The sequence below is a fragment of the Pseudorhodobacter antarcticus genome (assembly GCF_900110135.1).
GTDB lineage: Bacteria > Pseudomonadota > Alphaproteobacteria > Rhodobacterales > Rhodobacteraceae > Pseudorhodobacter > Pseudorhodobacter antarcticus.
Map to the genome: position 1 here is coordinate 17,187 of NZ_FOCO01000031.1, position 19,978 is coordinate 37,164.

24 protein-coding genes are annotated in these 19,978 nt (G+C 59.7%); 9 read left to right on the plus strand and 15 right to left on the minus strand.

Translation table 11 applies throughout. The features are described 5' to 3' along the window. Positions 1-298 precede the first annotated feature (298 nt). On the minus strand, positions 299-1,516 hold the full coding sequence (locus tag BMY36_RS13835) for an acyl-CoA dehydrogenase (RefSeq protein WP_139194059.1): 1,218 nt from the start codon (positions 1,514-1,516) through the stop codon (positions 299-301). 78 nt (positions 1,517-1,594) lie between these two features. Between BMY36_RS13835 and BMY36_RS13840 the strand changes: the two genes are divergently transcribed. Genes BMY36_RS13840 through BMY36_RS13860 form a run of 5 tightly spaced genes read left to right on the plus strand, consistent with a single transcriptional unit; the run spans position 1,595 to position 6,704 of the window. Next, positions 1,595-2,506 carry a LysR substrate-binding domain-containing protein gene (locus tag BMY36_RS13840; protein WP_244888675.1) on the plus strand — a complete coding sequence of 304 codons (912 nt, stop codon included), beginning with the start codon at positions 1,595-1,597 and terminating at the stop codon, positions 2,504-2,506. A gap of 52 nt (positions 2,507-2,558) precedes the next feature. Continuing rightward, positions 2,559-3,470 (plus strand): AAA family ATPase, encoded by a 912-nt coding sequence (locus BMY36_RS13845; protein WP_050519992.1) that lies wholly within the window; start codon positions 2,559-2,561, stop codon positions 3,468-3,470. After that, positions 3,467-4,723: a vWA domain-containing protein gene (locus tag BMY36_RS13850; protein ID WP_050519991.1), complete on the plus strand. Its 1,257-nt coding sequence runs from the start codon at positions 3,467-3,469 to the stop codon at positions 4,721-4,723. Before BMY36_RS13845 ends, BMY36_RS13850 begins: the two co-directional genes overlap by 4 nt. 2 nt (positions 4,724-4,725) lie before the next feature. Continuing rightward, on the plus strand, positions 4,726-5,703 hold the full coding sequence (locus BMY36_RS13855; protein ID WP_050519990.1) for an XdhC family protein: 978 nt from the start codon (positions 4,726-4,728) through the stop codon (positions 5,701-5,703). Then, positions 5,703-6,704, plus strand: a complete 1,002-nt coding sequence (locus tag BMY36_RS13860; protein WP_050519989.1) for a molybdopterin-binding protein — start codon at positions 5,703-5,705, stop codon at positions 6,702-6,704. Before BMY36_RS13855 ends, BMY36_RS13860 begins: the two co-directional genes overlap by 1 nt. Positions 6,705-6,783: 79 nt before the next feature. On the opposite strand, the gene infC is transcribed toward BMY36_RS13860, so the two are convergent. After that, positions 6,784-7,362, minus strand: coding sequence for a translation initiation factor IF-3 (gene infC, locus BMY36_RS13865; protein ID WP_074818821.1), 579 nt, complete (start codon positions 7,360-7,362; stop codon positions 6,784-6,786). 174 nt (positions 7,363-7,536) lie between these two features. On the opposite strand from infC, the gene BMY36_RS13870 reads away from it, so the two are divergent. After that, a complete protein-coding gene (locus BMY36_RS13870) occupies positions 7,537-8,106 on the plus strand; it encodes a hypothetical protein (protein ID WP_050519987.1) in 570 nt (189 codons plus the stop codon). Between the two features lie 73 nt (positions 8,107-8,179). Here the strand turns inward: BMY36_RS13870 and BMY36_RS13875 are convergent, their stop codons facing one another. The 6 genes from BMY36_RS13875 to cobA form a co-directional block, all read right to left on the minus strand. Further along, a complete protein-coding gene (locus tag BMY36_RS13875; RefSeq protein WP_050519986.1) occupies positions 8,180-9,001 on the minus strand; it encodes a ferredoxin--NADP reductase in 822 nt (273 codons plus the stop codon). A gap of 67 nt (positions 9,002-9,068) precedes the next feature. Continuing rightward, positions 9,069-9,479, minus strand: a complete 411-nt coding sequence (locus tag BMY36_RS13880) for a DUF934 domain-containing protein (protein WP_050519985.1) — start codon at positions 9,477-9,479, stop codon at positions 9,069-9,071. Beyond that, on the minus strand, positions 9,476-10,207 hold the full coding sequence (locus tag BMY36_RS13885; protein WP_050520010.1) for a phosphoadenylyl-sulfate reductase: 732 nt from the start codon (positions 10,205-10,207) through the stop codon (positions 9,476-9,478). The genes BMY36_RS13880 and BMY36_RS13885 overlap by 4 nt, the downstream gene beginning before the upstream one ends. After that, a complete protein-coding gene (locus BMY36_RS13890; protein WP_050519984.1) occupies positions 10,197-11,867 on the minus strand; it encodes a nitrite/sulfite reductase in 1,671 nt (556 codons plus the stop codon). Before BMY36_RS13890 ends, BMY36_RS13885 begins: the two co-directional genes overlap by 11 nt. Continuing rightward, positions 11,860-12,162 (minus strand): DUF2849 domain-containing protein, encoded by a 303-nt coding sequence (locus BMY36_RS13895; RefSeq protein ID WP_050519983.1) that lies wholly within the window; start codon positions 12,160-12,162, stop codon positions 11,860-11,862. The genes BMY36_RS13890 and BMY36_RS13895 overlap by 8 nt, the downstream gene beginning before the upstream one ends. After that, entirely contained in the window at positions 12,159-12,932 is a 774-nt protein-coding gene (gene cobA / locus BMY36_RS13900; protein WP_244888676.1) for a uroporphyrinogen-III C-methyltransferase, read from the minus strand. Before cobA ends, BMY36_RS13895 begins: the two co-directional genes overlap by 4 nt. 117 nt (positions 12,933-13,049) lie before the next feature. On the opposite strand from cobA, the gene BMY36_RS13905 reads away from it, so the two are divergent. Beyond that, positions 13,050-13,511 carry an Lrp/AsnC family transcriptional regulator gene (locus BMY36_RS13905; RefSeq protein ID WP_050519982.1) on the plus strand — a complete coding sequence of 154 codons (462 nt, stop codon included), beginning with the start codon at positions 13,050-13,052 and terminating at the stop codon, positions 13,509-13,511. Here the strand turns inward: BMY36_RS13905 and BMY36_RS13910 are convergent. Then, positions 13,508-14,677 (minus strand): cytochrome P450, encoded by a 1,170-nt coding sequence (locus tag BMY36_RS13910; protein ID WP_050520008.1) that lies wholly within the window; start codon positions 14,675-14,677, stop codon positions 13,508-13,510. The genes BMY36_RS13905 and BMY36_RS13910 overlap by 4 nt on opposite strands. 4 nt (positions 14,678-14,681) lie before the next feature. After that, positions 14,682-15,428, minus strand: a complete 747-nt coding sequence (gene tpiA, locus BMY36_RS13915) for a triose-phosphate isomerase (protein ID WP_050520007.1) — start codon at positions 15,426-15,428, stop codon at positions 14,682-14,684. A gap of 21 nt (positions 15,429-15,449) precedes the next feature. On the opposite strand from tpiA, the gene BMY36_RS20800 reads away from it, so the two are divergent. After that, positions 15,450-15,572, plus strand: a complete 123-nt coding sequence (locus tag BMY36_RS20800) for a hypothetical protein (RefSeq protein ID WP_272867514.1) — start codon at positions 15,450-15,452, stop codon at positions 15,570-15,572. On the opposite strand, the gene BMY36_RS13920 is transcribed toward BMY36_RS20800, so the two are convergent. The 3 genes from BMY36_RS13920 to ssb all read right to left on the minus strand — a co-directional run bounded on the left by BMY36_RS13920 (position 15,559) and on the right by ssb (position 16,998). Next, entirely contained in the window at positions 15,559-15,909 is a 351-nt protein-coding gene (locus BMY36_RS13920) for a HesB/IscA family protein (protein ID WP_050519981.1), read from the minus strand. The two genes, BMY36_RS20800 and BMY36_RS13920, sit on opposite strands and share 14 nt — an antisense overlap. 62 nt (positions 15,910-15,971) lie before the next feature. Then, positions 15,972-16,334, minus strand: coding sequence for an SUF system Fe-S cluster assembly protein (locus BMY36_RS13925; RefSeq protein WP_050519980.1), 363 nt, complete (start codon positions 16,332-16,334; stop codon positions 15,972-15,974). A 127-nt stretch (positions 16,335-16,461) separates the two neighbouring features. Then, positions 16,462-16,998: a single-stranded DNA-binding protein gene (ssb, locus tag BMY36_RS13930; RefSeq protein WP_050519979.1), complete on the minus strand. Its 537-nt coding sequence runs from the start codon at positions 16,996-16,998 to the stop codon at positions 16,462-16,464. 226 nt (positions 16,999-17,224) lie between these two features. On the opposite strand from ssb, the gene BMY36_RS13935 reads away from it, so the two are divergent. Further along, a complete protein-coding gene (locus BMY36_RS13935; RefSeq protein ID WP_050520006.1) occupies positions 17,225-17,833 on the plus strand; it encodes a lytic transglycosylase domain-containing protein in 609 nt (202 codons plus the stop codon). Between the two features lie 7 nt (positions 17,834-17,840). Here BMY36_RS13935 and serS read toward each other — a convergent pair whose 3' ends face one another. Both serS and BMY36_RS13950 read right to left on the minus strand, forming a co-directional pair. After that, entirely contained in the window at positions 17,841-19,133 is a 1,293-nt protein-coding gene (serS, locus tag BMY36_RS13940) for a serine--tRNA ligase (RefSeq protein WP_050519978.1), read from the minus strand. A gap of 537 nt (positions 19,134-19,670) precedes the next feature. Further along, positions 19,671-19,978 (minus strand): transposase (locus BMY36_RS13950; RefSeq protein WP_139194060.1); only part of this gene is annotated, 308 nt, incomplete at its 5' end.

The following is a 19,978-nucleotide window of genomic DNA, read 5'->3' on the forward strand; positions in this document are numbered from 1 at the left end:
CGGTTTTAGGGGGGCAGGGCGCGCGGGCAGGGGGCTCTCCGGCCATTGGTTGCCTTTTGCGTCCCGCAAAAAGCGCCTCAATGTTGGGCCACGCCGCCCGCCTTTGGCGTGCGGCGACAGCGCATAGGGGCCGCATGTCGCACCATTCAGCCCACAGCAAACCCAAAGAAAAACCCGCGATCCACCTGTGATCGCAGGTTAATATTTGGTAAACAAAAATCAGGGCGTCTTTATTTTTCAACGGCTTACAGCCCGCATCGCGCGCGATGCACCCCGCAAATCACCCCCAAATCGCGCTTTAGAAAAACGCCTGCAACCCCGTCACAGCCCGCCCCAAAATCAAAGCATGCACATCATGGGTGCCCTCATAGGTATTGACCGTCTCAAGGTTCACCATGTGGCGCATGATCTGATAATCTTCCTGAATTCCGTTCCCGCCATGCATATCGCGGGAATGGCGGGCAATTTCCAACGCTTTGCCACAATTGTTCCGCTTCACAATAGAAATCATTTCAGGGGCCGCATTTGCCTCATCCAACAGCCGACCCACCCGCAAGCTGGCCTGCATGCCAAGCGAAATATCGGTCATCATATTGGCCAGTTTCAACTGATAAAGCTGGGTCTGGGCCAAAGGTTTGTTGAACTGCTTGCGGTCCAATCCATACTGGCGGGCGGCGTGCATGCAAAATTCCGCAGCCCCCAAAACGCCCCAGGAAATCCCGTACCGCGCGCGGTTCAAACAGCCAAACGGCCCTTTCAACCCCTCCACAAACGGCAGCAAAGCGTCCTCACCGACCTCCACATCCTTCATCACGATTTCACCCGTGATAGAGGCGCGAAGGCTCAGTTTTCCACCAATTTTCGGCGCCGACAGCCCCTTGGTGCCCTTATCCAGCACAAAACCGCGAATCTTGCCGCCATGCGCCTCAGATTTTGCCCAGACCACGAAAACATCCGCGATGGGCGAGTTTGAAATCCACATTTTCGCGCCGTTCAAAACGTAACCGTTGGCAGTTTTCTTGGCGACCGTTTTCATCCCCGCCGGGTCCGATCCCGCATCCGGTTCGGTCAACCCAAAGCAGCCGATATACTCGCCGGATGCGAGTTTCGGTAGATATTTCATCCGCTGCGCTTCGGTCCCATACGCATAAATCGGATACATCACGAGGCTGGACTGCACCGACATCATCGACCGATAGCCGCTGTCAACCCGCTCCACCTCCCGCGCGACCAACCCATAGGCGACGTAGGAGGCACCGATACCGCCGTACTCCTCCGGTATGGTCACCCCCAGCAGCCCCATCGCGCCCATTTCGCGGAAAATATCAGGGTCGGTGGATTCCTCGCGGTAGGCTTGGGTCACGCGCGGTTGCAGTTTTTCCTGCGCATAGGCCCGTGCGCCGTCGCGCAGCATCCGCTCCTCCTCAGTCAGTTGATCGTTGAGGCGAAAGGGGTCCTCCCAATCGAAACGGCCCAAGTCGGGGGCATCTTTGGCTTTCAATTGCGGCTTGTCCATGGCGGGCTCCATTCCTTTTGTTGGGATGTAAATAGCGCCGCACCGTCCAGATTTCAAATGAATTAGCTTTGCAAGTTGATGAGGTATGCGCATAAACTGCCGCCCATGCGCCACGCTTATACCCCCAGTTTGCCCGAACTTCAGGCCTTTGTCCAAGCGGCCCGCACCGGCACGGCCACGCGGGCGGCGGCAGCGTTGGGGCTGACGCAAAGCGCGATCAGCCGGGCGTTGAACAGTTTGGAAGCGCGGTTGGGGGTGGCGCTGTTTCACCGTATCCGCAAGCGGCTGGTTTTGTCGGACGCGGGGCGTGCGTTGCTGCCCGAGGCTGAACGGGTGCTGGCCGATCTGGACCGCGCGGCACTGACCGTGATGTCGTTTGGTGGCCACCGCGATGTGCTGCGGTTGGCGGTTCTGCCCACGTTTTCTGCACTTTGGTTGATCCCGCGCCTTGCAGGCTTTGCGCTGCGGGCGCCGCAAGTCACCTTTGATATGACCGCCACGCTGGCCCCGCTGGACTTTGAACGCGACCCGCGCGATGTGGCGATTATTCGCGCCCAAGGGCCGCTGCGCGGCGCGCAGATGGATGTTTTGGCGGCCGAACGGCTGGTGGTGGTGGGCGCGCCCGCGCTGTTGCCAGACGGGGTGCTTGCCGACGCGGACCTTGCGCGCTTGCCCCTGTTGCAGCAGGCGACGCGGCCAAATCTGTGGTTGAACTGGTTTTTGGATGCGGGGCTGGACCCGATCACCATTTTGCGCGGTGCGCGGTTTGAACAGTTTGGCATGGTGCTGGCGGCGGCGCGGGCGGGGTTGGGGCTGGCGTTGGTGCCTGATTTGTTTGTGGGCGGGGATCTGGCCACGGGGGCGCTGCGGCTGGCATCGACGCGGTCGATGACCACGGACACGCCCTATGCGCTGACCTATCCGGCGCGCAGCATGGATATTGCGGCCTTTCGCACCTTTCGCGATTGGGTGCTGGCGGATGCAACCTAGGCTTGACCCGCGCGCATCGGCTTGATTTGGTGGAGGCAATGGGAGGACCGCCATGACACCAATACCGATCAGCATTGATGCAACCGAAAGCCTGCTTGCGGCCAACGGATATGTCAGTCCGCGCGCCTTGTCGACCGTGGTGTTTTTGGCGCTGAAACTCGGGCGGCCCTTGTTGCTGGAGGGTGAGGCGGGCGTGGGCAAAACCGAGATTGCCAAGACGCTGGCCACCGCTTTGGGGCGCAGGTTGATCCGGCTGCAATGCTATGAGGGGTTGGATGCGGCGCAGGCGGTGGCCGATTGGAATTTTGCCGCCCAGATGATCGCGATTCGCACCGCCGAGGCGGCGGGCGGTGCCGACCGTGACGCCCTGCGCGCCGAATTGTTCACCGAGGATTATCTGATTGAACGCCCGTTGCTGGCCGCGATGCGCCCGCAAGCGGGGGGGCCGCCCGTGCTTTTGATTGATGAATTGGACCGCACCGACGCCCCGTTTGAAGCGTTTTTGCTGGAGGCGCTTTCGGATTTCCAAGTGACCATCCCCGAACTTGGCACCATTCACGCGGCCGCGCCGCCGATTGTGATTTTGACATCAAACCGTACGCGCGAGGTGCATGACGCGCTGAAACGCCGCTGCTTGTATCATTGGGTCGATTACCCCGATGCCGCCCGCGAATTGGCGATTTTGGCGGCACGGGTGCCCGAAGCATCAGCGGTGTTGAGTGCCGAAATTGTCGCGTTTGTTCAGCGATTGCGGCGAGAGGATTTGTTCAAACGGCCCGGTGTGGCGGAAACGATTGACTGGGCGAAATGCCTGTTGGCGCTGGACGTGATTGCCCTGACGCCCGAGGTGATTTCGGACACATTAGGTGCGATTTTGAAGTACCAAGATGATATTCAGAAAATCCACGGGTCGGAGGCGAAAAAGCTGTTGGACGAAGTTCGCCGCGCGCCGTTGGTGCGATGAACGATTTGCCCGCCAGTGATTTGCCAGACACCGGAAAGCTGGCGCAAAACATCGCGCATTTTGCCCGCGCGCTGCGCAAGGCGGGGTTGCCGATTGGGCCGGGGCGGATGCTGGACGCGGTGCGTGCGGTGGCGGTGGTGGGGTTTACCGAGCGGATGGATTTTTACTGGACGCTGCATGCCTGTTTTGTCAGCCGGCCCGAACATCGTGTGACCTTTGACCAAGTGTTCCGGCTGTTCTGGCGCGACCCGCGGTTTTTGGAACATATGATGTCGCTGATGCTGCCCGCCGTGCGCGGCACGCAGGACGATCGCCGCGCCACCCCATCCGAAAAGCGCGCGGCAGAGGCGTTGTTGGACGGGCAGATGCCGCAGGTGCCTGCGCAAGACGATGGGATGACCCAGTTTGATATTGATGCGGCGCACACCGTGTCTGCGACCGAACGGCTGCGCACCTTGGACTTTGAGCAGATGAGCGTGGCGGAGGTGGCGCAGGCCAAGCGGATGCTTGCACGGCTGCGGCTGCCGATCAAACCCATGGTCACGCGGCGTGCGGTGGCGGCCCGCATGGGCGCGGGGTTTGATGCGCGCGCCACCTTGCGCAGCGCGATGCGGCGGGGCGGCGAGATGGGGCAGATTGCGCGCACGACGCCGGGCACGCGTTGGCCCGAACTGGTGGTTTTGTGCGATATTTCGGGGTCAATGGCGCAGTATTCGCGGATGGTTTTGCATTTTTTGCACGCGGTCAGCACCGCGCGGGGCCAAGGTTGGACGCGGGTGCATGGGTTCACCTTTGGGACGCGGTTGACCAATATCACCCGGCATCTGGCGACGCGGGATGTGGATGCAAGCCTTGCGGCGGCGGGCGCGCAGGCGCAAGATTGGTCGGGCGGCACGCGGATTGGGGCCTGTTTGGGTGATTTCAACCGCGATTGGTCGCGCCGGGTTTTGGGGCAGGGCGCTGTGGTGTTGCTGATCACCGATGGGCTGGACCGAGATGATCCGGCCATGCTGTCGCGGCAAATGCAGCGGTTGCAATTGTTGGCGCAGCGCGTGATTTGGTTGAACCCCTTGCTGCGCTGGGATGGGTTTGCGCCGCGGGCCGAAGGGATTAAGGCGATGCTGCCGCATGTGGACAGCTTTCGGGCGGGCCATTCGATTGCATCGCTGGAGGCGTTGGGGGCCGCGATTTCGGATGCGCGCGATGCAGGTGATAAAACGCGGTTGATGGCGATGATGCGGGGAGGCGATTGACGATGGACCAAATACCAGAACTTGCGTTGGCGTGGCACCGGGCGGGGCGGGGCGCTGTGTTGGCGACTGTGGTCGAAACGTGGGGGTCTGCGCCGCGCGGGGTGGGCAGCCAATTGGTGATCGCGGGCGATGGGGCGATGATGGGGTCCGTTTCGGGCGGCTGTGTGGAGGCGGCGGTGGTGCATGCAGCACTGGAATGTTTGGCATCTGGCACGCCGCAACTGCTGACTTACGGAGTCGCAGACGCCGACGCGTTTGCCGTGGGGCTGGCCTGCGGTGGCACGATCAAGGTGTTGGTGGAACCTGTGGGGGACAGCGGTTCGGCCTTTGCGCCCGAACTGCTCGCGGGCTTGGTGGCGGCGCGGGCGGCGCGCCAAGCGGTGGCATTGGTTACGGATATGGACGGGTTTGACAGGCGGTTGACGCATGATTTGGGTGGCCCGCTGGCGGATGCCATAGCGCAGCGGATGCGCAGTGATCGGTCGGGGATGGAGGGCGCGCAATTCATAGCGATTCACAACCCACCCCTGCGCATGGTGATTGTGGGTGCGGTGCATATCGCCCAAGCGCTGGTGCCAATGGCGCGGGCCTGTGGGTTTGACCCGTTTCTGATCGACCCGCGCGGGGCCTTTGGTGCTGCAGACCGTTTTCCGGGGCAGCCGATCGTCGAGGATTGGCCGGACGCCGCCATGACCGCCCTTGCCCCTGATGCGCGCACAGCGGTGGTGACACTGACCCATGACAGCAAGCTGGATGATCCGGCGCTGCTGGCGGCACTTGCATCCAAGGCGTTTTACATCGGCAGTTTGGGGTCCAAACGCACCCATGCCAAACGGGTGGAACGGTTGACGGCGGCGGGGATACCGCCCGACCAAATCGCCCGCATCCATGCGCCGGTCGGCCTGAACATTGGCGCGAAAACGCCTGCCGAAATCGCCGTGTCGATCATCGCGCAAATCACCCAAAGCCTGAGGCTGTGATGGAGTTTGGCGAAGTGCCGACTGCGCAGGCGATGGGCGCGATTTTGGCCCATTCCATCGCATTGCCGCAAGGGCGGCTGCGCAAGGGGATGACGCTGGGGGCGGATGATATTGCGGCGCTGTTTGCGGCGGGCATCATGGCCGTCACCGTGGCACGGCTGGGCGCGGATGATGTGCATGAGGATGCGGCGGCGCAAACCGTGGCCCGTGCTTTGGTGCCGGACCCTGCGGCTGCGGGGCTGGAATTGCGCATTATGGGGACGGGGCGGGTGAATTTTGTGGCGACACGGGCGGGGATTGCGGCCCTGACGGTGTCCCAAATTCATGCGTTGAACGTGGTGCATCCTATGATCACGCTGGCGACCGTGCCGCCGTGGCAGCGGGTGGCGGTGGGTGATATGGTGGCCACAGTCAAAATTATTTCCTATGGCGTGCCGGGGGATGCGGTGGCGCAGGCCTGCGGGGTTGGCGCGGCGCTTGCGGTGCGCGGTGTGGTGCGGCCTCGCGTGGCATTGGTGCAAACCATGTTGGGCGCGGAGGATGGGGTAAAAGGCCAGCGCGTGACGCAGGCCCGCGTGGCGCGGCTGGGCGGCACCCTTGCGCCCTTGCATCTGGTGCCGCATCAGATTGACGCATTGGCGCAAGCATTGGCGGCGCTGTCTGTGGATGTGATTTTGATTCTGACAGCATCGGCCACATCGGATGCCGCCGATACCGCCCCTGCGGCGTTGGCGGCGGCGGGTGGGCGGCTCATTCATTTTGGCATGCCGGTGGACCCCGGAAATTTGCTGTTTTTGGGCGATCTGGCCGGGGTTCCGGTGATTGGCTTGCCGGGCTGTGCGAAATCGCCCGCGCTGAATGGGGCCGACTTTGTGCTGGAACGGATGATGTGCGGGCTGGATGTGACGCCCGCCGACATTGCGGTGATGGGGGTGGGGGGGCTGTTGACCGAAATTCCGACCCGGCCAAAGCCACGCGAAAGCGCCCAGAGTTTGGCATAAATAGCGGCCTAACATAAAAAAGGGGCCAGCATAAAAAAAGGGGCCGCAATAGCGACCCCTGTTCACCGATGCGCGGGGGTTATCTTGCCCCGATCATCATCACCATCTGGCGGCCTTCCAGCCGGGGGAAACTTTCCACCTTGCCAGCTTCGGCTGCGATCACATCATCCGCGACGCGGTTCAGCAACTCCAAGCCCAGCTGTTGGTGCGCCATTTCACGACCGCGAAAGCGCAGCGTCACTTTGACCTTGTCACCTTCGCCAAGGAATTTCAGCACCGACCGCATTTTCACATCGTAATCGTGAATATCCGTGCCAGGGCGAAACTTGATTTCCTTAATCTCAATGATGTGCTGCTTTTTGCGGGCTTCCGCCTCACGCTTTTGCTGCTCATACTTGAATTTGCCAAAGTCCATGATCTTACAGACCGGCGGCTCCGCGTTGGGCGAGATTTCGACCAGGTCCAACCCGGCCTCCTCTGCCATGACCATCGCGCGGGCGGGGGTTACCACACCGACGTTTTCGCCATCAGCGCCGATCAACCTGATCTCGGGGCTGCGGATGCGGTCATTGATGCGGGGGCCCGTATCGCGTTGCGGCGGGGCGTTGTGGGGTCTGCGGGCTATGGTTTGCTTCCTTCTTTCATTGATATCATGCAGGGGGCATGCCCCCCACGCAGGGTAAAATAGACCTGTAGGCCGGGTTGTTCAACACCTTTCGGTGGAATCGTGCCAGATGAGGTGTTCTGTGCTGGCAAAGTCTTTTCAATTCCGCCGGTTTCTGCCATGTAAGCGCCGCAACCGTCAGCAAAGACGGGTAACGGGAGATTGACGATGAATAAAACTGTAATTATTGGTGCCGTGCTGATCGCCGCCGCTGGTCTTGGCTATTATCAGCTGAGCTATGTGCCCGGCCAACAAGCCGCGATGGAAGCTGTGCAGGCAGAGGCCGCCGCTGCCGCCAAAGCCGCTGAAGATGCGACTGCCGCCGCTGCCGAAGAAGCAAAAGCCGCGACTGAGGCCGCCGCAAAAGCAGTTGAGGACGCTGCTGCTGCTGCTGCCGCTGTGGACAATGCCGCCGCCGCTGCCACCGCAGAGGCGACCGCCGCTGCAGATGCCGCTGCTGCTGCCGCCGCAAAGGCTGAAGAAGAGGCAAAAGCCGCCGCAGACGCAGCCGCCGCTGCCGCAGCATCGGCCACAACAGCCGTAACGGACGCTATGGACCCAACCGCCCTGTTTGACGCCGCAACGTTTGATGGCGCAAAAGTCGGTGCGATGATTGACGGCTCGCCTTTGGACGCAGCCACCAAAGCATCGTTGAAATCCTTGGTGGACGGTGCATCCAGCAACCCCTTGCTGTTGCAAGGCGTGTTGGACCAAGTGAAAGCTGCCTTGGGTATGTAAGTCCAATGGAATAAAAAATTAAAGCCGCGTAAGGGTTTGCGCGGCTTTTTTAATGTGCGGTGTGAAGATTGTGTTAGATGCCATCGCCCACAAAGGCCTTTTCGACCACATATTCCTGCGGGTCTGAATTGGCCCCTTCGCGCAGGCCAAACCCTTCCAGCACGGCCTTTACATCGACGTTGAACGCCAGCGAGCCACAGACCATCGCGCGATCTTCGGCCGCGTTCATTTGCGGCAAATCCAGATCTGCAAACACCTTGCCCGATGTCAAATTGTCGGTAATGCGGCCCATATGCGCCGTTTCCTTGCGCGTGGTGGTGGGGTAATAACGCAGCTTGCCCGCGACCATATCGCCGATCAATTCGTCGTTTTGCAAATCGGCAACCAATTGGCGGCCATATTCTAGTTCCGCCGCCTCGCGGCAGGTGTGCATCATAATGACTTGGTCATATTTTTCATAGGTTTCGGGGTCGCGCATCAGCGATGCAAAAGGTGCCAAGCCCGTGCCTGTTGCCAAAAACCAAATGCGTTTGCCGGGCAGCAGCGCGTCATGCACCAGGGTGCCCACGGGTTTGGGGCGCAAAATAATCTCATCCCCCACTTTGATGTGCTGCAATTTGCTGGTCAGCGGGCCATCGGGTACCTTGATGGAATAAAACTCCAACCCTTCATCCCAATTGGGCGAGGCGATGGAATACGCGCGCAGCAAGGGTTTGCCGGTATCGCCCATCAGGCCGATCATCACAAATTCGCCGGACCGAAACCGCAGCGATTGCGGGCGGGTCACGCGAAAGGAAAACAAACGGTCGGTCCAGTGTTTGACGGCGGTGACAATTTGGGCATCGGGCAAATGAGCTTTGGGTTTGGTGTCGGTCACGGTCAGGCTTTCGGTCATGGGGGTTCCTTCCGGCCATAAACCGGTATGCAAAGTGTGGCTTTGATCTGTGTCAGGCGAAAGGGGACTATCCGGCGCGCAGGCGCGACTGATGGTCATGCGCCTGCCAATCGGCGCGGGCCAGCCATTGGTCTGCGGGTTGGCGGGCGGCCAGATCATCGTTGATTTCCACTTCATCAAATCCAACGCGCCGCGCCATGGCGTATTGATCGGCCAGCACATGGCCGCGCGCGCGCAGGCGCCCCGCAAACCCCATCATCCGCAACCGCCGCGCAAGGGTAAAGCCGCGCCCATCGGCAAAGCTGGGAAAATCAATGCGTATCAGGCGGATATCGGCCAGATAGAGGGTAAGGGCGGTGGGGTCATCTGTGTTGGACAGGTCCAGCGCACCTTCGTGATAGGGCAGTTGGGCAAGGGTGGTAAAGGCAGGGATAGGCGCCTCATCGTGAAAGCCTCGGTCGGTGACAATAACGCTCATGCGGCGTCCTCCTGTTTGATGCGGGTCAGCTTGCCGTTGACAAAATGGATACCACATTCGGTTTTTTCCGTGCCACGCCAACGGCCTGCGCGAGGATCCTCACCCTGTTTCACCGGACTGGTGCAGGGCGCGCAACCGATGCTGGGATAGCCCTCGGCCACCAGCGGGTGGCGTGGCAGGCGGTTGTTGGTGATGTAATCTTGCAGATCTTCCGGTGTCCAATGGGCCAGCGGATTGATTTTAAGGCGGGCAGCGTCCGCCTCAAAAAACTCCACATCCGCGCGGGTGCCCGATTGAAAGCGTTTGCGCCCAGTGATCCATGCGTCAAAGCCAGAAAGGGCGGTTTCCAACACATCTGTTTTGCGCAGGGCGCAGCAAGCATCAGGGTTTGATTTGTGCAAATCACCTTGCGGATCTTGGGTTAAAACAGCTGCTTCGTCGGCCCGCAATGTTCGAATATCGGTTAAATACAGGCTTTTGGCCAGCTGCGTTTGATAGGCCAAGGTTTGTGCAAACAACATCTGCGTGTCGATAAATAAGACCGGCGTATGCGGTGAAATCACCGACAGCAGATGCAGCAACACCACCGATTCCGCGCCAAAACTTGACACCAGCGCCACGCGCCCCACCTCGCGGTCACGCAGCGCATGTTCCAGCACCGCCGTGGCCCCATGGTGGCGATAGCGGGCGTTCAGGCCCGCTATGCGTTCGGCGGTATCAAGCGGCATCGCGCGCGGCCTCATCCGGGTACAGCGCCGCCTTGAACGGGGCAAGACCAAGGCGGCGATAAGCTTGCAAGAACGTCTCCGCAGCGTCCAGACGCAGTGCGAGATAGGCGGTGATGATGCGTTCAATCGCTGGCACGATTTCATCATAGGCAAAGCCGGGGCCAGCACGTTCCCCGATTACAGCGTTTTCGGTGCCATCGCCGCCCAGCGTGATTTGATAGTTTTCAACGCCCGCGCGGTCCAACCCCAAAATTCCGATATGGCCGACATGGTGATGCCCGCAGGCATTGATGCAGCCGGAAATTTTGATCTTTAGCGGCCCTATGTCATGCTCCAGCTTCAGCGCGTCGAACCGTGTGGCGATGTTTTGCGCCACGGGGATGGAGCGTGCAGTGGCCAGCGCGCAATAATCCATGCCGGGGCAGGCGATGATGTCAGAAATCAGCCCGATATTCGCTGTCTCCAACCCTGACCCGCGCAGGGCGGCGTGCAGGGCGGGCAGGTCGGACAAATGCACATGCGGCAGGATGACGTTTTGTTCGTGGCTGATGCGGATTTCGGAATGGCCCAGACGTTCGGACAGGCCCGCGATCAGCCGCATTTGCGCCGATGTGGCATCACCCGGCGTTGCCCCATGCGCCTTTAGGCTGATGGTCACGATGCGGTATTGCGGGTCGCGGTGGGGGGCCAAATTGGTATCGGCCCAAGAGCGAAACACCGGGTCCGCGCCGTAAAATGCATCAAAGGCGCTGGTGTCGGCATCGCGCAAATCGGGGGTGCTGAAGGCTGCCTCAATCTGCGCCAGCAGGGCTTGGTCATTGCCGCCAAACAGGGGGCGCAATTGCGCAAAGCGTTCCTCGATCAACCGGGAAAGTTCTTCTTTTCCAGTCTCATGCAGGGTGATCTTGATACGCGCTTTGTACTTGTTATCGCGCCGCCCCAGCATGTTATAGACGGATAAAACCGCCTCCACATAGGGCAGCAAATCGGCCGCGGGCAGGAAATCGCGGACCACAGCGCCGACAAACGGGGTGCGGCCAAGGCCACCGCCCACGATCATCTCAAAGCCTGCCTCACCCGCATCATTGCGCACCATGCGCAGGCCGATGTCATGCGCCTTTGTCACGGCGCGGTCGTTCGGGCTGCCCGTGATGGCAATCTTGAACTTGCGCGGCAAGAATTGAAATTCCGGGTGGTCGGTGGACCATTGGCGCAAGAGTTCGGCCACGGGGCGGGGGTCGGCGATTTCATCGGCCGCAGCGCCCGCGAAATGGTCGGCGGTCACGTTGCGAATGGTGTTGCCCGATGTTTGAATGGCGTGCATCCCGACATCCGCCAAATCGGACAGGATTGCGGGAATATCGACTAGTTTTGGCCAGTTGAACTGGATGTTCTGGCGGGTGGTGAAATGGCCATAGCCCTTGTCATAGGTATCGGCGATATTGGCCAAAACCCGCATTTGATGCGGATTGATGGTGCCGTATGGGATGGCAACCCGCAACATATAGGCGTGCAGCTGCAAATAGACGCCGTTCATCAAGCGGAAGGGTTTAAATTCATCCTCGCTCAGCGCGCCGGAAATCCGGCGGTCCACTTGGGCAGCAAATTGCGCGGTGCGGGCGCGCACAAAGGCATCGTCGAAATCGGTGTAATTATACATTTTCGGCCTCCTGCTTGCCGTGGTGGTAATTGGACGGGCCGCGTGTGCGAAACGCCTCGCGAAAATGCACAGGCTCGGGGCCGTGATCGCCGCGCCGCGCATCGGCCAGATAGGCCCCAACGGCCGCCTTGGCGCGCTTGCCATCCAGCAGGCGCAGTTGGGCGTGGGCTTCATCCTCAATCAACTCGGCCTGCGCGTGGTGCGGCGACCATGTGTCTGTGGCGGTCAGATAGATCACATCGCCGCTGGTCAAATCATTGGCTGTGACGATTTTGGGGGTAAAAGCGCGGCTCATGCTTGCGCCTCCTGCAACTGGGGAATGGTGTGAGCGGCGGCGCGCGGCGCTAGGCCCACCAGCAACACGGCGGGGCCATTGGCCTGCGCGACCACGGCGGGCAAGCTGCCCAAACTGGCGGCAAAAATCTGCTGGTCAGTGTGCGAGATGTTGGCGACCACGGTCACAGCCAAATCGCCCGCCGCCCCATGCATCATCAACCGTCCCTGAATGTAACGCGCCGATTTTTTGCCCATATAAATAGCCGTGACCGCCCCTGCGCGCGCAATTCCGGCCCAATCATGGTCGGCAAACCCGACCATATCGTGGCCCGTGACAATGCGCAGCGCGGTGTTGCGGCCGCGCTGGGTCAAGGGTTGGCCAATCGCCGCCGCAGCCACGGTGGCCGATGTAAGGCCCGGCAGGATGGAATAGCCGATATCAGCCGCCTCCAGCGCCAAAATCTCCTCATCCAGTCGGCCAAAAATGCCGCAATCGCCGCCTTTCAGCCGCACCACTTGCGCCCATGTTTGGGCCTGCGCCACCAGCACCGCGTCGATGGTCGATTGCGGGGTGGAGGGGCCAAACCCCACTTTGCCCACATCAATCCGCACGACATGCGCGGGGATAAGAGCCAACACCTCGGGGCCCACAAGGCGGTCGTGGATCACCACATCGGCCGCTTGCAACGCAGCGTATGCCCCCAAGGTCAAATGCGCCGCAGCACCAGGGCCAGCCCCCACAAAGGTCACGTTTCGAAGTTGCGGCATGGCGCGTCCTTTCAGTTTCATGCCGTGAATATAGAACATTATCCCCCTAATCCGCCATATGCCCTTGCCAATCAGGACATATGTTCCAATACTGCCGCCAAAGCGAACGTGTTTCCCCCCAAACAAAGGAACCTTGGAATGGCCGCCCGATTGGATGATATGGACCGGAAAATCCTTGCGGAGCTGCAAGCCGATGCCGCGCAAAGTCTGGATGAAATTGCGCGCAAAACGGGGTCATCCAAAACGCCCGTGTGGAATCGCATCAAGCGAATGAAGGATGACGGCGTGATCACCCGCCAAACCGTGCTGCTGGATGCCGAGGCGCTGGGGCTGGAGGCGTGCTTTTTCGTGCTGATCCGCACATCCGAACATGAGGCGGATTGGCAGGCGAAATTCCTGCGCGCCCTACAGATGCGACCCGAGGTGATGGAGGCGCACCGGCTGGCGGGTGATATCGACTACATCCTAAAGGTCCGCGTGAAAAACGCCCGCGCCTATGACACGTTTTACCAAGCGCTGATTTCCGAGGTCCGCATTTTCAATGTCACCGCTTTGCTGTCGATGGAGGAGATTAAATCCACCACCATGATGCCGGTTTAACGCGCCACCATCAGCCGCTCCAACCCGTGGAAATGATAGGTATCGGCGAAAACCGGGCGGTCCACGATGTGCAGCCCCGGCAGGCGGTCAAACAAAATCGGCAGCGCAACCTGCAATTCCAGCCGCGCCAGCGGCGCACCAATGCAAAAATGCAAACCGGCACCGAAACTTAGGTTGGGCTTCGGTGCGCGCTGTGGGTTGAACATTTCGGGCCGATCAAAGGCGCGCGGGTCGTGGTTTGCAGCCGCCAACAGCAGGCTGACCTCTGTGCCTTTGAGGATAATCTGCCCCATCACATCGACATCATCGTAAGCATAGCGGCTGAACATATGCAGCGGCGGGTCAAAGCGCATGATCTCCTCCACCACCGCATCAATCGGGGCGGCCATCGCGCCCGGGTGGTCCAGCAGCGCTTTTACCCCATTGCCAATGGTATGCACCGTCGCCTCATGCCCTGCGTTCAGCAGCAAAATGCAGGTCGAAATCAGCTCCTCGGTGGACAGTTTTTCGCCCGCTTCCTCGGCTGCAATCAAATGGGTGATCAGGTCATCGGCGGGCTGGTTGCGGCGCTGTTCGATATAGCCGCGCAGAAAATCGCTGAAATCGCGCGCCGCGTCTGCCGCCGCATCCTCCATCTCGCGGCTGCGCGTGGCGATGTACATTTTCACCATCGCATTGGACCAGCGCAGCAAATCATCCGACATGGATTCCGGCACCCCCAACAGCCGCGCGATTATGGTGACAGGCAAACGCTGGCCAAAATGCGTCAGTAAGTTGAATGGCCCATCGGGCAACGCATCCACCAAGTCATGCGACAATTGCGCAATTTCCGGGGTCAGCGCGGCAATGCGGCGCGAGGTGAAGGCGCGCATCACCAAACCGCGCAACCGGGTGTGGCGCGGCGGCTCCAGTTCCAACATAGAATGGGCGTCCACCGCGTAAAACGGCGCGGTATGGGGGGCAGGGGGCGTTTGCTGGTCCCAAGGCACCTCACGCCCAAAGCGGCGGTCGCGCAAAATGGCGTTCACCGCGGCATAGGATGTGACGCAGGTCTTGCCATACTCGGCCCAATGAAACATTGGCCCCACCGCACGGGCACTTGCGTAAAACGCATAAGGGTTTTGCACGAAAGCCTGGCCATGCGGTGATTGCGACAGCGTTTCCAGCGTCTTACGCCTTTGCAAGGGCCGCGACAATTGCCCCGAAATCCGCAGCCGTCAGGCTGGCCCCGCCCACCAAAGCCCCATCGACATGTGGCACCGCAAAAATCTCGGCCGCATTGGACGGCTTCACCGACCCGCCATACAGCAACCGCATCGCCTGCGCCGCCTCTCCGTACCGCGCAATGATTGCAGCGCGGATAAAGGCGTGAACCTCGCCTACCTCGGTCAATGTCGGGGTGCGCCCGGTGCCAATCGCCCAAACCGGTTCATAAGCAATGACCAAATTTGCAGCATCGGGCACCGCATCAGGCAAAGATGCCGCAAGCTGCGCCCCGATCACCGCCAAAGTTTGCCCCGCATCACGCTGGCTTTCCAACTCTCCAACACAAACAATCGCGCACAGGCCCGCCGCCAACGCCGCCTGCGCCTTTGCCCGAACCAGTGCATCGGTTTCACCATGGTCCGCGCGGCGTTCGGAATGGCCCAAAATGACATGGTGTGCGCCCGCATCCAACAGCATCTGGGCCGAAATATCCCCAGTATGCGCGCCTGACCCCTGCGGATGGCAATCCTGCCCGCCCACCTGCACCGCAGATCCCGCAGCGAGATCCGCCATGCGCGACAGCAAACTGACAGGCGGGCACAACAGCACATCGCAACCCGGCGCAGGATGTGCAGTGATCAAAGCCTGCACCTGCACCAAATCCGCGGCGGTGCCGTTCATCTTCCAATTGCCAGCGGCCAGTTTGCGCATCACGCCCTCCAAATTTTTACAATGACAGGGCTAAAGGGTTTTGACCGATTTGCAAATGATCATCACCGCCTGCAAATTCATCTTGGTAAAAATACCTGCGCCGCAGGCCTGTTTGCCCACAAAAACCTGCTCAAGCCTCTTTGAACTTGATTGATTCCCCACAGCCACAGGCCTCTGCGACATTGGGATTGCGAAACTTAAATCCTGCCTCTAACAGGCTGATTTCATAATCTATTTCAGTGCCAATCAAAAACATCTGCGCCATCGGCGCGATCATCACCCGCGCGCCGTCTTGCTCCACAGTCTCATCCAGCGGGTTTTGTGTTGTGACATAGTCCATGGTGTATTCCATGCCCGCGCAGCCGCCCTTTTTCACACCAATCCGCAGGCCTGTGGACCCTTGTTTGGCCATCAACCGTGAAATTTGCTTTGCAGCAGCAGGGGTTAGGCTAACGGCGGCTTTTCCGGGGATACCAAACATGGCGGGCGTCCTTTTATATCTACTTCTGATATGGAGCGTGGGGCGATGGTCGCAAGGGCCAGTTACATAAAGCCCAGTTCAAGCCGCGCTTCATCCGACATCATTTCCATCCCCCAAGGTGGGTCAAATGTCATGCCAACATTCACCGATTTCACACCCGCCAAAGGTTCCACCGCATCAGCCACCCAACCTGGCATTTCGCCCGCCACGGGGCAGCCTGGGGCGGTCAGCGACATCAGGATTTCAACCTCGTTTTGATCTGAGATTTCAATGGTATAGATCAGGCCAAGATCGTGGATGTTGACCGGAATTTCGGGGTCAAACACTGTGCGGCACGCTTCCACCACTTGATCATAAAGCGGATGGTCGGTGGTCGATGGTTTTATCAAAGGGGTGCCTTCGATCCGGTCCTGTGGCTGATTCATCTTGGCCTCACACGTTATTCTGACTGAATGTATAGGGAATTATCCGCCCCACGTCCAGAGGTGCTGAAAATGCGAAACGCCCAGCCCGTTTTGCGGTCTGGGCGTGTCACGTTTTTCGCAAAAGGCCTTAGAATGGAATTTCGTCATCCATATCTGCGCGTCCACCGCCGCCGCCTGCTGGCGCGCCGCCGCCCCGGTTATATCCGCCGCCCGACGACCCGCCCGATGACGCCCCCCCGGATGATCCGCCATCATACCCGCCGCGATCCTCATATCCGCCGCCGCCATCGTTACCGCCAGAACCGCCTTCATTGCGGCCGCCCAGCAGGGTCAATGCGCCGTTGTAAGGGCGCACGACGATCTCGGTTGTGAATTTTTCAACCCCGGCTTGGTCTTGCCATTTGCGCGTCTCCAGCTGGCCCTCGATGTACACCGTTGACCCTTTCCGCAAATACTGCTCTGCAATTTTGCCCAACGCTTCATTGGTGATGGCCACGCGGTGCCATTCGGTCTTTTCCTTACGCTCGCCGCTGGATTTGTCGCGCCAGGTTTCAGACGTGGCGATGTTCAAGTTCACCACTTTGCCACCGTTGCCAAAGGTACGCACTTCGGGGTCGCGGCCCAGATTTCCAACGATGATGACTTTGTTAACCGATCCAGCCATGTGGCCCCCCAATAAAATTTGCACCTACGCGACACGCGTGATTCTGACCCTTTTGCCGATGATTGGCGACAATTGGTTAATAAAACCTATATCTGTGCTGTTCCGCGCTCGCAACCATTAGCGGTGGGTCTGCGCGGTGAATGCGCCCTATCTTGGACGCGGGGCTGGTCTTTGGGGGCGCAGGCCTTATGCTTTGCCTATCGTTGGGGTGATTCAGGGCGGTGTAATGCGTCAAATATTTGGTATGCTGTGTGTTGCGGCCACGATTTTTTGGGGCGGTGTCTTCAGCCCCGCGCTGTCCGAAGGGTTGGTGTTGTCAGGCAAATCCAACTCCCGCACTTCCATGTTTCGGTCGCAAACTCGGCTTTTGGACCAGCGCGCCGCAAAGCAATATTCGGCGTCCATTCGCTTGCAGCCAAACCCGATCGCGGTGCCAAAAGACGCTGCGATCCCGCAATTTCGGGGCAATTATAAGGGAGAGTTTTTGCCGGTGGCCAAGGCGGCCGCGCGCAAACATTCCATCCCAGAAGATTTGTTTTTGCGACTGGTGCAGCAGGAATCAGGCTGGAACCCGTCAGCGAAATCGCACGCGGGGGCCACGGGCCTTGCGCAGTTGATGCCGGGCACGGCCAAGTTTTTGGGGGTGAATATCAACGATCCGCACCAAAATCTGGAAGGCGGGGCGCGGTATTTGCGGATGATGTACAACAAATTTGGCAGTTGGCGACTGGCCCTTGCGGCCTATAATGCGGGGCCGGGGGCAGTTGAAAAACATTCCGGCATCCCGCCGTTTGCGGAAACCAAGAATTATGTGCGCGTGATTTTGGGCGGTTGAGGCTGGTTTAACCCAGCCCCCCCACCGTTGTTATCCGTGTTTTGCCGCCCAAATAGGGATGCAAAACTGCTGGCAAATCGACCGACCCATCGGCTTGCTGGCCGTTTTCCAGCACCGCAATCAAGCACCGCCCCACGGCCACGCCAGACCCGTTCAAGGTGTGAACAAATTCGGGCTTGCCGCCCCCTGCGGGTTTGTAACGGGCATTCATGCGGCGGGCTTGAAAATCGCCGCAAACAGAAACAGAACTGATTTCGCGGTAGGTGTCTTGGCCCGGCAGCCACACCTCTAGATCGTGGGTTTTGGTGGAACCGAACCCCATATCGCCCGTGCAAAGGACGACGACGCGGTAGGGCAGGCCCAGTTTTTGTAGGATGTTTTCGGCGCATTGGGTCATGCGGTCATGCTCAGTTAGGCTGGTTTCGGGGGTGGTGATGCTGACCATTTCCACCTTTTCAAACTGATGCTGGCGCAGCATGCCGGAGGTGTCGCGGCCAGCCGAGCCTGCCTCGGAGCGGAAGCATTGGCTGTGGGCGGTCATGCGCAGGGGCAGGGCGGCGGCGTCCAGCGTGTCGCCTGCGACGGTGTTCGTGAGGGTGACTTCGGACGTGGGGATCATCCACCAGCCGTTGGTGGTTTGATAGCTTTCTTCGGCGAATTTGGGCAGGTTTCCGGTGCCAAACATCGCCTCATCCTTGACCAAAACGGGGGTCCAGTATTCGGTCAGCCCGTGGTCGTCGATATGAGTGTCGAGCATGAACTGGGCCAGCGCGCGGTGAAGCCGGGTCATCGCCCCTTTAAGGACCACGAAACGGCTGCCGGAGAGTTTGGCGGCGGTGGCGAAATCGAGGCCGGGGAGGGCGGCGGGAATTTGGTAATGTTCCAGCGGTTTGAAATCCATCGCGCGGGGGGTGCCCCAGCGCCGGAGTTCGAGGTTGTCGGATTCGTCGCGGCCATCGGGGGCGGTGGGCAGGGGCAAGTTGGGGATGGAGGCGAGGAGGTCGCGCAGGCGAGAATCCTCGGCCGCGGCCCCTTCGGTTAGGGTGGCGATGTCGGTTTTGGTTTGGGCGACGAGGGCGCGGAGGCGTTCAAATTCGGCGTCGTTTCCGGCGGCTTTGGCGGCGCCCACCTGTTTGGAGGCGGCGTTTTGGGCGGCTTGGGCGGTTTCGGACGCAAGGATTTTGGCGCGGCGCGCGGCGTCGATTTCCAGGATTTCGAGCGAGAGAGGGGGCAGGCCACGGCGTGCGAGAGCTGCGTCAAAAGCGGCGGGATTTTCGCGGATTGCTTTGATATCGTGCATTTTCTGGCCCCTCTGGTCGGTTTGGGAAGGTATGCCATGAATTTGGGGGGGAGGGGAACGGGGAAAATCTGTGCTGCGATTTGCGGGGCGCATCGCGCGCGATGCGGGGCGTAAGGGGTTGGAATGGTTGCGTTTTGGATTTTTCGTTAAGGGTTTTTTAAGGGGTTGGGGTGCGATTTTGGGGTGTGGGAGAGTCGGGGTGAACCCCGACCTACGGCGGGGTGTAAGTTTTTGGGTTGGCTTGCCATTTGTGCCATTCGGTTTGGAAATCTGGAGCGGAGAGGGTTTTTGTGGGCCAGTGTTTGGGACGGGTGTAGTTCGAGGGCAGGGTGACGGATGCATCTGCGAAGATGATCATGGGGTCTATGCCGCGTGCCAGCCAATCAGATGGTATATCTGTGTTTTTGAACGCCGCTCTTTTAAATCGTAAGCGGTGCAAAGACCCCATGTTTCAATAAAATAAGGGATTTGCGATATTGCCCCTGATGGATTTCAGGAGGCGATCATGTTGGACGAAGATCAGAGTATCCGTCTTGATCAAGCCTCTTTAATCACCCAATTTCGGTTTGCTTTGATGAGGGCGTTGGCGAGTTCAATCAGCTTTCGCATGAGCGCAGTAAGGGCGACTTTTGGTGGCTTTCCAGCTTTAATCATGGCTTGATATTTTGCCTTGAGGTCAGGGTTGAATCTCATCGCGACCAAGGCTGGCATGTAGAGGGCGTCCCTCACTACTTTGCGACCACCCTGAATGAATGATTTCCCTCGCCATTGTCCAGATTGCCGTGTCATCGGCGCTACTCCAGTTAAACAAGCCACCTGCTTTCGGTCCATACTCCCGATTTCAG

Excerpts from the sequence above, each read along its gene's own strand:
- BMY36_RS13835 (WP_139194059.1), bottom strand. The coding sequence starts at position 1,516 with ATGGACAAGCCGCAATTGAAAGCCAAAGATGCCCCCGACTTGGGCCGT.
- BMY36_RS13840 (WP_244888675.1), top strand. The coding sequence starts at position 1,595 with ATGAGGTATGCGCATAAACTGCCGCCCATGCGCCACGCTTATACCCCC.
- BMY36_RS13845 (WP_050519992.1), top strand. The coding sequence starts at position 2,559 with ATGACACCAATACCGATCAGCATTGATGCAACCGAAAGCCTGCTTGCG.
- BMY36_RS13850 (WP_050519991.1), top strand. The coding sequence starts at position 3,467 with ATGAACGATTTGCCCGCCAGTGATTTGCCAGACACCGGAAAGCTGGCG.
- BMY36_RS13855 (WP_050519990.1), top strand. The coding sequence starts at position 4,726 with ATGGACCAAATACCAGAACTTGCGTTGGCGTGGCACCGGGCGGGGCGG.
- BMY36_RS13860 (WP_050519989.1), top strand. The coding sequence starts at position 5,703 with ATGGAGTTTGGCGAAGTGCCGACTGCGCAGGCGATGGGCGCGATTTTG.
- BMY36_RS13870 (WP_050519987.1), top strand. The coding sequence starts at position 7,537 with ATGAATAAAACTGTAATTATTGGTGCCGTGCTGATCGCCGCCGCTGGT.
- BMY36_RS13875 (WP_050519986.1), bottom strand. The coding sequence starts at position 9,001 with ATGACCGAAAGCCTGACCGTGACCGACACCAAACCCAAAGCTCATTTG.
- BMY36_RS13880 (WP_050519985.1), bottom strand. The coding sequence starts at position 9,479 with ATGAGCGTTATTGTCACCGACCGAGGCTTTCACGATGAGGCGCCTATC.
- BMY36_RS13885 (WP_050520010.1), bottom strand. The coding sequence starts at position 10,207 with ATGCCGCTTGATACCGCCGAACGCATAGCGGGCCTGAACGCCCGCTAT.
- BMY36_RS13890 (WP_050519984.1), bottom strand. The coding sequence starts at position 11,867 with ATGTATAATTACACCGATTTCGACGATGCCTTTGTGCGCGCCCGCACC.
- BMY36_RS13895 (WP_050519983.1), bottom strand. The coding sequence starts at position 12,162 with ATGAGCCGCGCTTTTACCCCCAAAATCGTCACAGCCAATGATTTGACC.
- cobA (WP_244888676.1), bottom strand. The coding sequence starts at position 12,932 with ATGAAACTGAAAGGACGCGCCATGCCGCAACTTCGAAACGTGACCTTT.
- BMY36_RS13905 (WP_050519982.1), top strand. The coding sequence starts at position 13,050 with ATGGCCGCCCGATTGGATGATATGGACCGGAAAATCCTTGCGGAGCTG.
- tpiA (WP_050520007.1), bottom strand. The coding sequence starts at position 15,428 with ATGCGCAAACTGGCCGCTGGCAATTGGAAGATGAACGGCACCGCCGCG.
- BMY36_RS20800 (WP_272867514.1), top strand. The coding sequence starts at position 15,450 with ATGACAGGGCTAAAGGGTTTTGACCGATTTGCAAATGATCATCACCGC.
- BMY36_RS13920 (WP_050519981.1), bottom strand. The coding sequence starts at position 15,909 with ATGTTTGGTATCCCCGGAAAAGCCGCCGTTAGCCTAACCCCTGCTGCT.
- BMY36_RS13925 (WP_050519980.1), bottom strand. The coding sequence starts at position 16,334 with ATGAATCAGCCACAGGACCGGATCGAAGGCACCCCTTTGATAAAACCA.
- ssb (WP_050519979.1), bottom strand. The coding sequence starts at position 16,998 with ATGGCTGGATCGGTTAACAAAGTCATCATCGTTGGAAATCTGGGCCGC.
- BMY36_RS13935 (WP_050520006.1), top strand. The coding sequence starts at position 17,225 with ATGCGTCAAATATTTGGTATGCTGTGTGTTGCGGCCACGATTTTTTGG.
- serS (WP_050519978.1), bottom strand. The coding sequence starts at position 19,133 with ATGCACGATATCAAAGCAATCCGCGAAAATCCCGCCGCTTTTGACGCA.